Source organism: Ignavibacteriales bacterium (assembly GCA_016700155.1).
GTDB lineage: Bacteria > Bacteroidota > Ignavibacteria > Ignavibacteriales > Ignavibacteriaceae.
This window is the reverse complement of sequence record CP065001.1, coordinates 4017312-4032241: the sequence shown is the minus strand read 5'-3', so window position 1 is coordinate 4032241 and position 14930 is coordinate 4017312. Positions and strand designations below refer to the sequence as shown.

Genomic DNA, 14930 nt, shown 5'->3' with positions numbered 1-14930 from the left:
TTAATCGTTAAATGAATCATAGGATAACAGTTCTGCAAGTTCGGAAGTGAATTGATAGAATTCATTTGGGGAAATAAAAACTTCATTAAAAATTTTTGTGATTAGATTTTTGTCTAATCGGATAAAATCTTTTTCCAGAGGGGTGATACATAACCCGGCAACATCCACAACCGCCGGGCTGAACAGCAGCTTGTCATCCTTTTCACTGAAATATATTTCCGGTCTGTGTTTGCTTCGTAAAAATATTATCACCCTCCATCCGTGGTCTTCTTCATAGCTGCAAAGAAGGTTAACTTTGGGTTCTTCATCCGTGAATAAAAATTTTTGAAGATGCAGAATGATAAGCGAAAAAGTGTGAAGTAAAATTCTGCTGTCATTCGTTTCAATTGAAATAATCTTTCTTAGTGAGTCATCAATAGTTGTTACTTCAACAAGATCATTTCTTAGCAGAGTTTCACCGTACTCATTTTTGAGCTGATGAAAATCATCATCAACCGGCAGGAGATTTTTTTTACAAGCCTGAAAATGAAAATGATCAGGAGCCGAAGCCCCGCATTTAGGACCGTTATACATTAATGTAAAATCAGTGCCGATTTTTTTTGCGCAGTCAACGAACAAATCAAAATGTTTTAAAATTTCCTGCTCAATATGATTTGTATGCGGAATGGTAAGGTGCAGCGGAAATATTGGAAACGGATTAATCAAAAGTATCATCGATTCATTTATCATTATCCCCTTTTGATGATCAGGAAGATTATGTTCACACAAAAAGCAATTGCGCTGTAATATATTCACCTTATCAGTCTTTGCACTGGTTGATGTAATTCTTCCAGGGTTGAGTTGAGTTTTTATCCGGAAGCCATCAAAGTAAAATGTGTTCGACTGGATATCAGAAAGTGCTGAATAATTATTTTGTAAATCCTGCCATTCCTTTTTTTGAAGTTCAAATAAACGCTCAATCGCATTGCTGAATTTATTTTCAGCAAGATAAGATTCGATTAAATCATCTTTAATTATTCGGTCAGCTAACATTTTTATTATTTCTTTGTCTAGTCAAAACTTCCTGAAGACGGATAAAATCTTTATACGAATTATTTTTATTCTGCTGCTCGTGCGAAATATTGTGATCAGAATTTCCTTCCCATCTTCTGCAGATATAAACTGGTTCATAAATTCTGCCGACTTTATACTCAGCAGAAATTCTTAGCGCGACAGCATAGTCTTCACCATAACTTACATTTGGAAAATTGAAATCACGAATAAGCGGTGTATAAAATGCCCGCGGTGCACCGAGTCCGTTGATGCGTAATGCATTGTTCATGCCGTTTTCATCAGTCCATTCACGGTGGTCAATTAATCCGGGAGGAATTTCCTTCAGACTGAAATCTGTTATGATATACGAACCTATAACCATTCCGCATTTAGTCTGCCTGAATTTATCCACAATTTTTTGAAGCGTATTTTCATCTTTATATATATCATCGCTATCCAGTTGAACAGCAAACTTTCCGCAGTGAACAGAGTTGACGGCTTCATTCCAGCAGCCGCCTATGCCAAGGGAGTCAGAGTCAGGAATGATATGAACAATTAATTTTTGTTTTGATTTTAATTCTTCAATTATCTTACTCGTACCGTCATTTGAGTGATTATCTACAATAATTATGTTAAAGCTGAAATCAGTTTTCTGATTAACTGCGGATTTAATCGCGTGAGCAATTGTCTTAACCCTGTTGCGAACCGGAATAATCACCGAAGCTTCGGTTTCAAACTGCTGTTCATTAATTTCTATCTGTTTTCTTTCGGGTGAAGTTAATGCACCAATACGATTTAAATGATCGGTGAATACATTTTCCATTTCAATCTGGGCATTCCTATTTCCTGGGTCAACATAAATGAAGTGCTGTTCAATTCCCGGTTTGTTCAAAGCATGTTTGTTATAATTGTATAGTTGTTCAGGAATGTTAATGATCCTGAATTTTTCTGAAATCAGAAGTCGTAACTCATACAATCCTGCAAACTGTAGTTCCCGCGGGCCGTGGGTGACTGCATAATCAAATGCTTCACGTTTGAAAAACATAACCGGACCAAAATAAAAATCATCACGAACACTTCCTGAATGATAATTCAACACATGGCGCGAATGTTTAACTGAATTGACCAATTCAAAGTGATTGGATGTTACTATCCCCGCGTCAGTGTTCTGAGCAATTTTAATGAACCTTTCCAGGTCCTCTTTTGTGAATTCAATTTTGACAGACGAAGTGATCAGTATCAGGTCATGGGAATCATTGCTGAGATTTATTTTGTTATAAGTATTACTGCCGGTAAGCGAATTAGAAATTATCAATTCACCAGTTTTACCTGAAATGTTTTCAGGTGAGATAAAAAATACTTTATTCACCAGAACATTATTTTCAAATGCCTCAGGAACGGCAAAAGGATTTTGCTCATCAAAAGGAAGAAAAATATTTACAGGATTTAGTTTCATTTCTTAATCGCTTTTGTATAAATATCCAGTACTCTGTCTGTGAGTTTTTCTATTTCAAATTTATCAACGGCTCTTTCTCTTGAAGCCGCACTAAAAGATTTTCTCAGGGATGGTGATTCAATCAAACGAATTAATTTTTCTTTTAAACTATCTCCGGTCTTTACTTCGAAGAGTAATGATGTGGAGCCGTCAACTGCGATATCAAGCAGTCCCTCAGCATCGGCACAAACAGAAGGAATTCCCATTGACATTGCTTCCGCCAGCGCTATACCAAATGCTTCAGCGTGTGAAGGCATAACAAAAATATCCATCGCTGCCAGAACATTTTCAGTGTCGCTCCGGTAGCCTGTAAAAATCAAATTATTTAACTCATAGCTTTCGGCGAGTCTTTTTATTGATTCCGCATATTCATTTTCACCGCGACTTGCTTCACCAACAATAGTGAATTTCAGATTCTTATATAATTTGTTCAGTTCAGAAGCCGCATAAAGAAATTCTTCATGACCTTTTCCGGGGCTGAATCTTGCCATCATACCGATTAGCAGATCTTCAGTGTTTAATCCAAACTCTTTCCGTGATATATCCCGGTTAATTTTATTCGGATCGAACCGGCAGGTATCAATGCCGTTGTGATGCAATAAAATTTTTTCTTTTGTCAGCGGGCAGGTTTTCAAAAGATTGTTTTCAATCGCCCGGCTGATTGCCAGTGCGTAAGTCAAACGGTTATACAACCATTTATGAAAAAAATCTTTTTTCACTATAAATGAACCGACATGTTTTGTAAGTAATAATGGAATTTTTATTCCTCTCAGTTTTAATGCAGGCACCAGCAGCCATAAGTCTTTTGATGCGTGTGAATGGATGAGATCAAAATTACCTTTGCGGATTATATTACTTATGCGCGTTACCGTAACGGGATGAAAATATCCGGGAGCGTGAACAGGGTGTGTAAGTATACCCATACTAACGGCTTCCACATGGATTCTTGACTCGGCAGAACAAATCAACTCAGCATTTAAACTTCTGTTCAGCAGTTGCTTAACGGAAGTGAGAGTATTCATCTCCATTCCGCCCCAGCTTTTAGAAAGGCATGAATACAATACTTTCATCTGATCAATATAGTTTCTTTAATTTCACATCTTTGAAATAATGAAGCAGAATTTCATCAAACTGATAACCCTGCTGTGACATTACTGCTGCACCGATCTGGCACATTCCAACGCCGTGACCCCATCCGGCACCCCGGATTAAAAATTTCCCGGGAATATTTTCTTTTACGTCAAGTCTGTCAACAACAAATGCTGAACTATATAAGTGAGAAAGTGATAAATATTTTCTGATCTCGAGTTCTTTACCTACAACGAGTGACTTATCAGAGCCTACAATTTTTAATATTACCAATCTTCCCGAAGCGCCTCTTTCAACCGGAACTAAATCGATAATGTTACCAAAGTCATACCCGCTTTTAGTTTTTATAATTGATGAAATTTCTTCCTGAGAGTATTCAACTTTCCATCTGTAAAAATCTTTTGTTTCCTGGTCAAAAGCCGGGAGTACCTGGTTAAGTATCGTGTCATCCTTAGTGTTGCAAAAAGCAGGCGGGTTTGAAACTATCCACTTCCTTACATTTTGTTCGGAAGAAAAATCTATGTTATAGTTATCCTGATCAAACTTGTAGTCAACAATTGAAGTGAGGTAATCGTACTTGACGGGCTCCCATACATTTTCAAATGATTCAGTAACTCCTCCGCATGACTTTGAATACCGGGCATCGCAGATTGAATTGTCATACAACAAAACAATACCGTTAGTTTGTTCAACCGCTTTCCTTGCGCCTTCTGAAGATATCTTGGTAATTCCCTGATATCTCTGGCAATGATCATCGGCACAAACATCAAAGTGTTCATGTTCCTCTCTTGAATACCATTTAATATATTCGCTGCCGGTTTCATGAAACTCACCGAAAGAGGATTTGGTTTTTAATGTGCGGGACTTAATATTAGAAAGCAGCCAGCTTCGCGAAACAATAGCATGAGCCTTTAACAGTTGCAAGGAACTTTTTGCGCTCATCTCAGATGAGATAACGCTTACAAGATATTTTTCAAGGGGAAGAATATTTATAACAGTTAGTTTGCCGTTGTCCTTTATGAGTTTCAGCGTACCGATGAATCTTTGTTTTTCTTTACGCTCCCAGTGAAATTTTTTTCCTATCGTTACATCTTTAACAAGGAACGATTCAGTTTCAATATCCTGCGGCACAAAAATTACATTATCCTGAGCTTCGTATTTTTCACTTCCGCGTTTAAAGCTGATCTTGTCATTAATAATTTCCGCACTGAATCTTCCGCTGAATTCATCATTAGAGTTTCCGGATTTGAAGTCGCCGTACAATTCAAAGTTAATCTGTTTATCAGATGTAATACCGACACTTATTTCCGGTTCTTTGGATGGAAGTTTCATTTGTGTTTGTGCCTTGACCTTAATTATTATTTTCTAAACTGGTCATTTTCAAAAACAAAATATAAGAATTAAGCAATTTATTTTATAAACATTATAAGATGTCTCTTCGTATATTGAACCCGGAAAATTTTTACCTCATTTAATTTTTAACTACCAAAAAATGAAAAAGAAAGATTCCAAGATTGTAAATATCATCGGATTCCCTATGGATCTTGGTGCCGACAGAAGAGGCGTGGATATGGGTCCTTCCGCGTTACGCATTGCTGATATCCAGGTGAAACTTGAACAACTTGGCTATAAAATTATTGATAGCGGTGATATTCACATACAGATCATGGAGCAACAGCGGATTACAAATCCCCGATTAAAGTATTTAAATGAAATACTTAAAACTTCCACAGTGCTGGCAAAAAAAGTTGAAAAAGTACTTGACCAGGGACACTTTCCTCTCTGTATCGGCGGTGATCATTCAATGGCGCTTGGTACGATTACGGGAATTGCAGCGCACTGCAGAAAGAACAGGTTAAAACTCGGAGTTATCTGGATAGATGCGCATGCTGATATGAACACGGATCAAACTTCTCCATCAGGTAATATTCATGGAATGCCGCTTTCCGCACTTATGGGAGTGGGGAACGATAAGCTTGTCAACTTTATGGGATTCGCACCAAAAGTAAAACCCGAGAACTGCGCATTGATCGGCATAAGAAGCATTGATTCACTTGAGAAAGAAATAATTAATAAATTAAAAGTTCCCGTGTATACTATGAGCGATATTGACAAGCTTGGCATTCACAGGATAATAGTACGCGTACTTAAACAATTCAGGGAAAAAGTCGATCACATTCACATTAGTTTTGATGTTGATTCTGTAGATCCCGCAGTTGCCCCGGGAGTGGGCACACCAGTGCCCGGCGGGTTAAGTTATCGTGAAGCTCACTTGTTAATGGAATCAATCGCTGAGTGCGGTTGTATGTCATCACTTGAGATAGCCGAAGTTAATCCTATTCTTGATGATAAAAATAAAAGTGCTTTATTTACTGCCGATGTTATTGCCTCAAGTATGGGTCAAAGAATTTTATAAAATATTTTCAGGCTGATAATTTTGAAAAACAATTCCTCAATAGTTTACTACGTTGCCGGTGTTTTCCTTCTTTCAGTTTTGTTAAAAGCTTTTGGTGTCGTTGATTTTAGTATTATAGAATACAGCGGGTATGTACTGGTTTTCTACGGGATCATTGTAGTTATAAATCATTTTGGTAATTATGAACGGATTGCGCTTTTCAGCGGGACTACAATCTTTATGCTGGGGATTCTCCTTATTACAATTAGTTATTTTGAATTTCCGGATCTAAGATTACTCATCCTTCCGGTTACTATGTTTATTTGTTCGGCGGGATTTGCGGTGTTGTTCATTGAAGACAGAAAATACTTTTTGAGTGCAATACTTTCTGTTATTTTTTTGAGTGTTGGTCTTGCAGTAATCTTTAAAAGGGGAAAACTCAACTTGAATTTATTTGCACTTTCCGTGCAAAGAGTTGTAATAGAGTACTGGGCTGTTTTTGTAATTACTCTTGTTTTAAGTTTTTTGTGGAGCCGAAAGAGATGAAATTATTCGGCTGGGAGGTTAAAGAAAAAACTTCCGCTGAAAACTAAACTGTCTTGAGCGATCGAATTCGCAATTGTTTCAGTGCTTAATACTAAAATCACTTCCGATGGTGAAGAAGGAAAAGACACATCAACCGGGTAAAATTTATTTTGATCTTCACCTTTGAATTCCACAAGCATTAATTTTTCAACTTCGTTCAATCCCCATAGTCTTAGTGTTTTACCTGGAGTTATTGTTCCCGAAAACTTTGTCTGTAAAAATCCGCGATAGTTGTTATCAAGTAAAATCCTGACCATCGATGTGCTGTCACCTTTAAGAGGATTCAGGTTTATTACTTTTAAATTCTCTGATTCAAACAAGTCCAGAAGCTTCTTGTTTGCCGCAGCTTCATCATTTAAAACAGTGATTCTATTGTTTAACGTATTCACCTGTTGAAAATATTTATCGGTTTCCCCGGTAAACTTTATGTACATAAAAGCCGCGCCAACAAGCACAACTGCTGTAATCAGTATCAGCAATATTGTAAAGAACTTACTTTTCTTTTCACCTTCATCGTCGATTTTAGGTAATGCAACCGGCACTACATCGTCAATATCATCAGCTGCCTGTTCTCTTCTGGGCTGTTTACGTTTTTTATCTTCTATCGGAATATCAAGTTTTCTTTGAGTAAAAACTATATCATCCTTTGCGCTATCATCCGACAGTGAATTAATTTTCTCAAACCTCTCAGTGATCTGCTTTGGGATTTCAATATTTGCCGGTGTTCTGACTTCAACAGGCTCCGGAATTATTGCATCAGGTTTTACTTCTTCCTTCTGAACATTTATGATGATGTTATCAGATGTTTGGGAAATATTATTTTCTTCTTCGGGGTCAGTTATTTCTTTTGTTTCGTTTTGTGGTTTTTGTGAAGGAGTTGTTAACGAATCAATAAATTTGTTCGGCGCAGTATCCTTCAAGCGGTATACTTTTCTTGCGATTTTATCCTTAACATTTTTATCCGGCTCAGCGTTATCGAGTATCAGCGGAAGTAATGAGACAAGCTGCTGATACACCGCATAATTTTTTTCCGGAAAATCTTTTTGAGTGCCCGAAAGTTCTCTGAATTTAAGCAGGTCATTATTATCAAGACATCCAAGAGCGGCAGCAAATATTTTTTCGTTCAGGTCTTCGGATGACATTATTGTTTCTTCCTGCTTTTTAACAGAAACTCATTCAGGTTATTTAAAGCAATTTTTATTTTGGATTGCACTGTTGGAAGCGGGATATTCAATCGTTGTGCTATTTCACTTTCAGTTAATCCGTCAAAAAATGCCAGTTCAATCACGTAACGCTGCGCGTCAGTAAGTTCATTAAATGCATCTGTTATTTTGGATTTATACTCAACGGCAGCTTTGTAATCCATAGAGGCTAAGCCGGAGGATAGAACAGGGAGAATATACCTGGTTTCATAATCCTCGGTGTATTCTTCAATCGTATTGTCTTCTGAATTCCTGCGAAGTAAATCAACCGCTTTGTTTCTTGCTATTCCGATTATCCATGCATAAACATTTTCCTGACCAAAATTAAATGAACCTGCTCTGCGCCAGATGATCACAAAAATATCAACAAGAGTTTCTTCAGCTATTCTTTCATTCTTCAGGATTTTTAAAAGAAGTGGAAAAAGAGTTGGCGAATATCTTGAGTATAAAGTCTCAAGGGCTTTTTTATCTTTCCCCGTAACTTTTTTCAAAAGCTCATAATCAGAAAAGGATGATCTTGAACTCAATTTGTTTTAGTGGTTGTTATTGAAAACCTGCACAAAAGTAGTATTAAGTATTCTAAAAATCAATGAATGAGACGCTTGTAAGTGATTATTTTTAGATAATTTAGCTAAAGGCTGCCTGTATGATTTACAAATAAATATTAAGGCTGTCTCTCAATAAAGTGAAAGACAGCCTTTGAATGATTAAGAAATATTACTTAAGCAGTACCATCTTCCGTGTTTGGGAAAAATCTCCGGCAACAACAGAATATATATATGTTCCGCTTGCGACTTCCTGATTCAAATCATTTTTGCCATTCCATGTAATCTCATACGTTCCGGCATTCTGATAATTATTTACAAGCTCGGTTACTTTCTCACCATTAATGTTGTAAATAATTACTTTTACATTTCGTGCTTCAGGCAGAGCATATCTGAATTTTGTAGATGGGTTAAATGGATTAGGATAGTTGAACGACAGATCGAACGTTTCAGGAATTTCAGAATCAATCTCTTCAACTGATGTAGGGAAGCCGACTATTTTAATTCCGTCTAATCCTACAAGATCGCCGTCATTTCCAACATACTGCCAGCCAAGTTTTAAATTTGACCTGTTTGAATAAGCTGTAAGATCAACATTCTTTTGTCTCCACATAAAACCCTGACCATCATTTTCAGCAGACCAGATTTCCTGCCAGTTTGAACCGCCATTTGTTGAAACATGTAATTTTAAAGTCGCTGCAGAAAGCCACTGAGTACTATATGCAGCATAAAATTCTACATAAGCGCTTCCGTTACCCAATTCAAAAGCCGGTGATATTAACCATTCGTTTTGATTTTGTGCTACCCAGGGGCAAATAGCTGAGTTTGTACTTGAAGGGTCAATCTGATTGAAATTATTATTCTGTGGATTTCCCTGTTGCCATGTATAAGAAGAGTTTAAAATTTGTGTGGTCCATCCGGCCGGAGGGAATGCCTGATCAAATCCCTGCTGCATCAATGTAGTCTGTGTTCCGCCGCCACCGCCTCCAATGGTTGCTGAGTACATACTTCTGCCGTGTGTGGCAGCGAATAATTTATTATCACTCGCGCGCAGGTCGAGATCCAGTACAGGAACATTTGCCATACCATTCACGTCCTGAACCCATGAACTTCCGCCGTTTTCAGTTGAGAATACTCCAAGGTCAGTTCCAACAAAAATATTATTTCCGTTTGAATGATTAACAGCAACACAGTTTGCGGGCAGGTTTGGTAAATTTCCTGAAATGTTAGACCAGCTCTGTCCGTAATTGTCCGTCTTGAAAATTTTTGAACCCGATTGGTAACCGGAGAAAGTAACATATGCAACTGCAGGATTGTTAGGATCAGTTGCGATTTTTGTTACACTAAGATTTGGTAAACCCGAATTTCTAAGGTTCCAGTTAGTACCGCCGTTAGTTGTAACCTGAACTCTTCCGTTTGAACAGCCGGCATATATAACACCGGAATTTCCTTTGGCTACTGTAACTGCAGATATTGTTGCACCTGATTGACCGGAACCGTCACCTGTGAGGTCTGTACTTATAGCAGACCAGTTTGATGCACCATTTTGTGTACGCCAAACTCTGTATGTGCCTGCTACGATTGTGTTGGCATCATTAGGATCCATAGAGAACGGGGAAATGAACTGGGTTCTATCGGTGGTTCCATCATAAAAATTCGGACCTGTGGGAATTCCCGTCATCGCCTTGAAGAATGTTGCCCCGCCATTTGTTGTTTTAAAGAATGCAAGATTAACATACTCCATATAAATATTGTTTGGATTGTTGAAATCAATCTCTGTTGCGCCGCCATCACCACCAAGAATTTCATTCCATGCAGTGCCTCCGGTTGATTTTAAAGTACCATTATCCTGTGTTCCGCCGGCGTATATAGTTCCTGATGATGCAGTTGTTCCATAAAAAAATTGAGTTATGAAAAGATCATTATTTAATGATGTCCAGGTTTCACCTTTATTGTTTGATCTGTAGATACCGCCGTCATTACCAAGATATACTATACTTGAGTTAGATGGAGCGAATGCTAAGCCGTGCTGATCTGCATGCGCATAAGGTGGTGCACCTGCTTCAGAGTACCAGTTTGTTTTTTGTGTCCAGTTGTTTCCGCTGTTTGTTGATTTCCAGTTATCAATGCCTCCTGCAAGCACATTGTTTGCATTATCGGGATCCACAGCAAGTATATTATCATACCATGCCTGTGATCCTGTATATGTACTTTGTCCAGCATAAGAAGGGCCGGGGACTGTTCTTGCAGACCATGAACCACCGCCGTTATTAGTATAAGCCATTGCGCCTGTACCGTTAGTGCTAAGATCCATAAATGAAGCATAAGCAACCAGAGGATTTGACTTCGAAACTGCCAATTCAATTCTACCGGCACCCGTTAATCCATAGTTAAACTCGAATGTTGATCCTGCATTGGTACTTCTCCATATCTGTGACTGATCGAATAAACCAAACGCAGCATAAACAGTAACGGGCGATGTATACGCAATTTCTATATCTGTGCAATGTACATCACTTCCGCCTGTACCTGATAAATGAGTTGTGAATGATGAGCCGCCGTTGTTTGATGAATATAATCCTTTTCTGGTTGAAGCATACAGAACATTATTTGTGTTATCATAGTCAAGATCCGTAACGTAGTAATAGTCAGAATTGTCTGTGGCAGATAAACGTGACCAGGTTGCACCCGCATCAACAGATTTAAAGATACCTGCGCCGCGAATTGCATCGCCATTAAAAAACCCTTCGCCTGTACCTGCATAAATTGTGTTAGGATTATCAGGATCAATTACCAGAGCACACACCGCAATGTTTTCCATAAAGTCAGTTAACGGTGTCCAGGTAGTTCCTCCATTAACGGTTTTCCAAACACCGCCTGCCACAGCACCAATGTAAACTGTATTCGGATCGGAAGGATGAACAGCGATTGCCCGGATCCTTCCACCGATATTTCCCGGACCTAATTGCGTCCAGTTAAGTGCTGCGGGGTTACTTGCTGGGGACTGATTATGCAGCAGTATATGTTCCATTGCTTCTTCCTGCCATCGTTCAGGAATGAAACCATTAGGGTATGCACGCTGATCATAAAACCATTTCATGGCTTTGTCAGGCTGATCATATTTCAAATTCAGTCTTGCTTTTTTCTTTTCAATTCTGTGCTGCTGAAAGTCCTCACTCGTAAATTCATGTTCCCCGGTTTGAAGATAAAAGAAACCAGACAACAGTCCCACAAAAAGAAAATATAGTAACAGATTCTTTTTCATTTTATACCTCTTGTTTAGTTAAACTTTTGAATTTCATTTACTATTCAACACTAATTACTTTTTGTATATACCATCCCTTTTGATATTCATAAGATATTTCTGCTTTAAAACTTTTACCTTCACTCAGTCTGCCAAGTTTTTTCAATGAGTCATTAACATCACTTTCAATCAGCTTGTCGTTATCATACCTGAAATTAGGAATGAGTTTATACTCATTACCTTTTACTGCAATGCTCGGCAGGCGGTCAGTTTCCTGCACTTCAACTATAGTTGCGCTGATGGTAAAATCAGTTTCATTTTTTGAATTGATTTCTTTTACCACGGCAGTAACTATTGATACATTCGGAGTGACTGTTGTCGGGTTATTCTGGTTGGTTGATGTGCCGGAGTCCTTTGTCTCTTTACAAGTTGAACAGGAAGTGAGAAATGTAACTGCCAGCAATAATAGAAAGCTTACAAATAGCTTCATGACATATCCCTGTAAGTGGTGTTTAAATTATTTTGATTTAAAGAAATTCGTAATGGCTTTTGAAACCTGCTTTATAGCATATTGAGCACAATACCTTTTTAGTTAATTCCGGCTCCCATGCCAATCACATTGTGATTATTAACCAGGTAATTCAAATTATTCGAAGTATGAACGGAACAAAATTTTTAGGAGGAAACTGCTTAAAATAAATCCTTGTTTTGATTGTTACAGTTAATCTTTGCTTTTATACTGAAATCATGTCGGATTAAATCACGCCGGAAGTTTAAATAATTATTTTTTATTTAACAAACATCATTCTGACAGAAAAAAATTTTAATCAGCTTTATACTATTGACAGTATGAAGGTTCTGAAATTGAATTTATGTATTTTTGTATCAGAAAATTTAAGTACTATACGGAACAAAATGATGAATCCGAAAATAATTCACGATGCACAAAATCATAAGTTTTATTGCACTATCGAAGGGAAAGAATCTTACCTGCGTTATTTCATGAAAGATGCTACCACTATAGATTTACGTTCGACATACGTGCCTCACGATTTACGCGGGAAAGGGATTGCGGGATCAATCGCAGAAACTGCATTGAATTTCGCGCTCGAAAATAATCTCACGGTTATTCCCACCTGTTCATATGTTCATTATTACATGCAAAAAAATGATAAGTACAAAGAATTGATTACAAGGGCATGAAACTGCAGCCGCACAAAATTTTATGCGGCTGTAAAGAGTAGTTTATTTTAATTTGGCGTTAAGGGTCATCGGAACACTTGAAAGTGCCCGCGAAATTATACAGGCTGTTTTTGTTTTTTCTGCGTACTCATTAAACTTTGCAGCATCAATTCCTTCAACGTTGCCTTCTGTGCTTATCTCAATTTTTGAAATTCCGAATCCGGCATCTCCTTTTTCAAGATGGACTTTATCTACTGTTGAAATTAAATTCACTTTGAATCCGTCATTTGATAAAGCATTGGCAAGCGCCATTGTAAAACAACCGGCGTGTGATGCACCAAGTAATTCTTCGGGATTTGTAACAGTTCCCGAATCAAATCTTGATATAAAATTATACTCATTATTGTTCAGCACTTTGCTGTCGGTTGTTAGGTTCCCTTTACCGCCCTTTAAATCTCCGCGCCATTCTGCGGATGCACTCCTGACAGGCATAATAATTCTCCTTTTTTGTTTAAGATTGCGTGATTTTTTGATTAAAATTTGTGCGCTAATATACTAAAAGAATACCATTCATTTCGGGTCAAAAGAAACCTGCTCTATCCATAATATTTCTGTGGAATTTTAATTCTCTTTTTTTTATGCTCAATCAAGAAAAAATTTTTATTGGTTAAATCAAGAAGATGATTTACAAACTCAAAAATATTTCAGTCGTATTTCTGTTTCTGCTTGCTGTTTCGGGAATGAGCATTGCGCAGGTTTCAAGAAATACAAAAGCTGATGCAAATAACGGCACAGTTGTTAAGGATGAAAAACAGGCGCGGAATAGTCGTTACGGTGACAGCAAAAAAGAATCAAAGTTAGATAATAAAAGTTCCGACAGAAATCATTGGGATAGATATAACAAAAATGAATCTTCCGGAAAAAATTATTTCCGGGTAGACAAATCAAAAAATTCTTTGTGGGATGGAAAGCACTGGAATGAATATGATTTCCCACTTAAGGTGTATGTTAAATCCACATCATCAAAATATTTTAAAAAGAAATACGGAGAGTTTATAAAATATGCTTTCAATCACTGGATGAAGGCAGACAGCAGAATTAAATTTGTTGAAACATCCTCATCTTCAAACGCAGATATATCGATAAGATTCATTCATAATCTTATGGAAAAATATGATGAAAATTATCTCGGGCTGACTGAATATGAAACAAATGACAGGAAAGAAATTAAGTTCGCTGATATTCAGATTAGTTTACTCAAGTTTAACAACAAACCGGTAACCGAAGGTGAAATAAAAAACACAATCATTCATGAGCTCGGTCACGCACTTGGTTTAGGTCATAGTAATAACGAAGAAGACATAATGTTTTCAGTTATTAATCCCGACTCCAACTCCGAAATGAAATTTAATGATCTCTCGGCTGGCGATAAACTCGCAATCCGTGATGTTATTAATCTTGGATTCAAAAATAAACTGGTAAAACGCTGAAACTTCTTTTACTCCTGCGGCTGCATGCCGTAACCGATCCACTCTTCTTTTGACGGACCATAAATACCGGGAACTTTTAAACCTGATAATCTCATCAAAGTAGTCAACTGTCCGCGGTGATGTATCTGATGTGTAATTAACACACCAAGAGTTTTTCCTCTCGACCACATTTCACCGTACATGTTGTCTTCAGTCTTAAGAGAATCATCATTCCATTTTGCTTTTAGTTCTTTTACAAGATTTTCAGATGAATGTTTATACTCATCAACAATTTCTTTTGCTGTTGCGGGAACAGGAGCTTCGTGATTTTTACTATCGAAAGATAATCCCGTACGCGATACCATTTCATTCATAGATGTTGTAATGTGCCATGCAATTCTTCCGGGAGTACGTACGTCATTACCGATTTTTTTTGTTAGTGATTCATCGGTAAGATTATTCAGCAGCTTCAATGTTGCCTGTGATTCATAAGCCCAGTCGTTTAAGAAGTCATTTAGTTTGTAGTACATTTTTCTTCTCCCTTTGTATAATTGTCTATTTTCTAAAACTATTTCATAAAATTGCCCCGGCATTTATGCCGGGGGTTAATAACAGTATGATTTAGGCTTTAACCACATTTGATTTTTTTTGATGTGACTAAAGTCATTGAATTAATTTCAGAGATCACTACC

At 37.5% G+C, this 14930-nt stretch carries 14 protein-coding genes; 4 read left to right on the top strand and 10 right to left on the bottom strand.

Annotated features, from left to right (window positions below; translation table 11 throughout):
* The 4 genes from IPM56_16945 to IPM56_16930 are packed head-to-tail and all read right to left on the bottom strand — an operon-like array spanning window position 1 to window position 4948.
* Window positions 1–1032 (bottom strand): DUF4922 domain-containing protein, encoded by a 1032-nt coding sequence (locus tag IPM56_16945; GenBank protein QQS35904.1) that lies wholly within the window; start codon window positions 1030–1032, stop codon window positions 1–3.
* Window positions 1022–2488 (bottom strand): glycosyltransferase family 2 protein, encoded by a 1467-nt coding sequence (locus IPM56_16940; GenBank protein ID QQS35903.1) that lies wholly within the window; start codon window positions 2486–2488, stop codon window positions 1022–1024. Before IPM56_16940 ends, IPM56_16945 begins: the two co-directional genes overlap by 11 nt.
* Window positions 2485–3597 carry a glycosyltransferase family 4 protein gene (locus IPM56_16935; protein QQS35902.1) on the bottom strand — a complete coding sequence of 371 codons (1113 nt, stop codon included), beginning with the start codon at window positions 3595–3597 and terminating at the stop codon, window positions 2485–2487. Before IPM56_16935 ends, IPM56_16940 begins: the two co-directional genes overlap by 4 nt.
* A 4-nt stretch (window positions 3598–3601) precedes the next feature.
* Window positions 3602–4948: a SpoIID/LytB domain-containing protein gene (locus tag IPM56_16930; protein ID QQS35901.1), complete on the bottom strand. Its 1347-nt coding sequence runs from the start codon at window positions 4946–4948 to the stop codon at window positions 3602–3604.
* Window positions 4949–5108: 160 nt separating this feature from the next.
* On the opposite strand from IPM56_16930, the gene rocF reads away from it, so the two are divergent.
* Window positions 5109–6032: an arginase gene (gene rocF / locus IPM56_16925; protein QQS35900.1), complete on the top strand. Its 924-nt coding sequence runs from the start codon at window positions 5109–5111 to the stop codon at window positions 6030–6032.
* A gap of 21 nt (window positions 6033–6053) precedes the next feature.
* Window positions 6054–6557: a hypothetical protein gene (locus IPM56_16920; protein ID QQS35899.1), complete on the top strand. Its 504-nt coding sequence runs from the start codon at window positions 6054–6056 to the stop codon at window positions 6555–6557.
* Between the two features lie 2 nt (window positions 6558–6559).
* Here IPM56_16920 and IPM56_16915 read toward each other — a convergent pair whose 3' ends face one another.
* From IPM56_16915 to IPM56_16900, 4 genes are all read right to left on the bottom strand, one after another.
* A complete protein-coding gene (locus tag IPM56_16915; GenBank protein QQS35898.1) occupies window positions 6560–7738 on the bottom strand; it encodes a hypothetical protein in 1179 nt (392 codons plus the stop codon).
* Window positions 7738–8289 (bottom strand): sigma-70 family RNA polymerase sigma factor, encoded by a 552-nt coding sequence (locus IPM56_16910; protein ID QQS35897.1) that lies wholly within the window; start codon window positions 8287–8289, stop codon window positions 7738–7740. The genes IPM56_16915 and IPM56_16910 overlap by 1 nt, the downstream gene beginning before the upstream one ends.
* A 226-nt stretch (window positions 8290–8515) precedes the next feature.
* Window positions 8516–11608 (bottom strand): T9SS type A sorting domain-containing protein, encoded by a 3093-nt coding sequence (locus IPM56_16905; protein QQS35896.1) that lies wholly within the window; start codon window positions 11606–11608, stop codon window positions 8516–8518.
* Window positions 11609–11648: 40 nt separating this feature from the next.
* Window positions 11649–12077, bottom strand: a complete 429-nt coding sequence (locus IPM56_16900) for a hypothetical protein (GenBank protein QQS35895.1) — start codon at window positions 12075–12077, stop codon at window positions 11649–11651.
* Between the two features lie 425 nt (window positions 12078–12502).
* Here IPM56_16900 and IPM56_16895 point away from each other — a divergent pair, with 425 nt between their 5' ends.
* Window positions 12503–12790, top strand: a complete 288-nt coding sequence (locus tag IPM56_16895) for an N-acetyltransferase (GenBank protein ID QQS35894.1) — start codon at window positions 12503–12505, stop codon at window positions 12788–12790.
* 42 nt (window positions 12791–12832) lie between these two features.
* On the opposite strand, the gene IPM56_16890 is transcribed toward IPM56_16895, so the two are convergent.
* The gene (locus IPM56_16890) at window positions 12833–13261 is read right to left on the bottom strand and encodes an OsmC family peroxiredoxin (GenBank protein QQS35893.1); all 429 of its coding nucleotides are present in this window, start codon (window positions 13259–13261) and stop codon (window positions 12833–12835) included.
* A gap of 188 nt (window positions 13262–13449) precedes the next feature.
* On the opposite strand from IPM56_16890, the gene IPM56_16885 reads away from it, so the two are divergent.
* Window positions 13450–14259, top strand: a complete 810-nt coding sequence (locus tag IPM56_16885) for a matrixin family metalloprotease (GenBank protein ID QQS35892.1) — start codon at window positions 13450–13452, stop codon at window positions 14257–14259.
* 8 nt (window positions 14260–14267) lie between these two features.
* Here IPM56_16885 and IPM56_16880 read toward each other — a convergent pair whose 3' ends face one another.
* Window positions 14268–14768, bottom strand: a complete 501-nt coding sequence (locus IPM56_16880) for a DinB family protein (GenBank protein QQS35891.1) — start codon at window positions 14766–14768, stop codon at window positions 14268–14270.
* Between the last annotated feature and the right edge of the window lie 162 nt (window positions 14769–14930).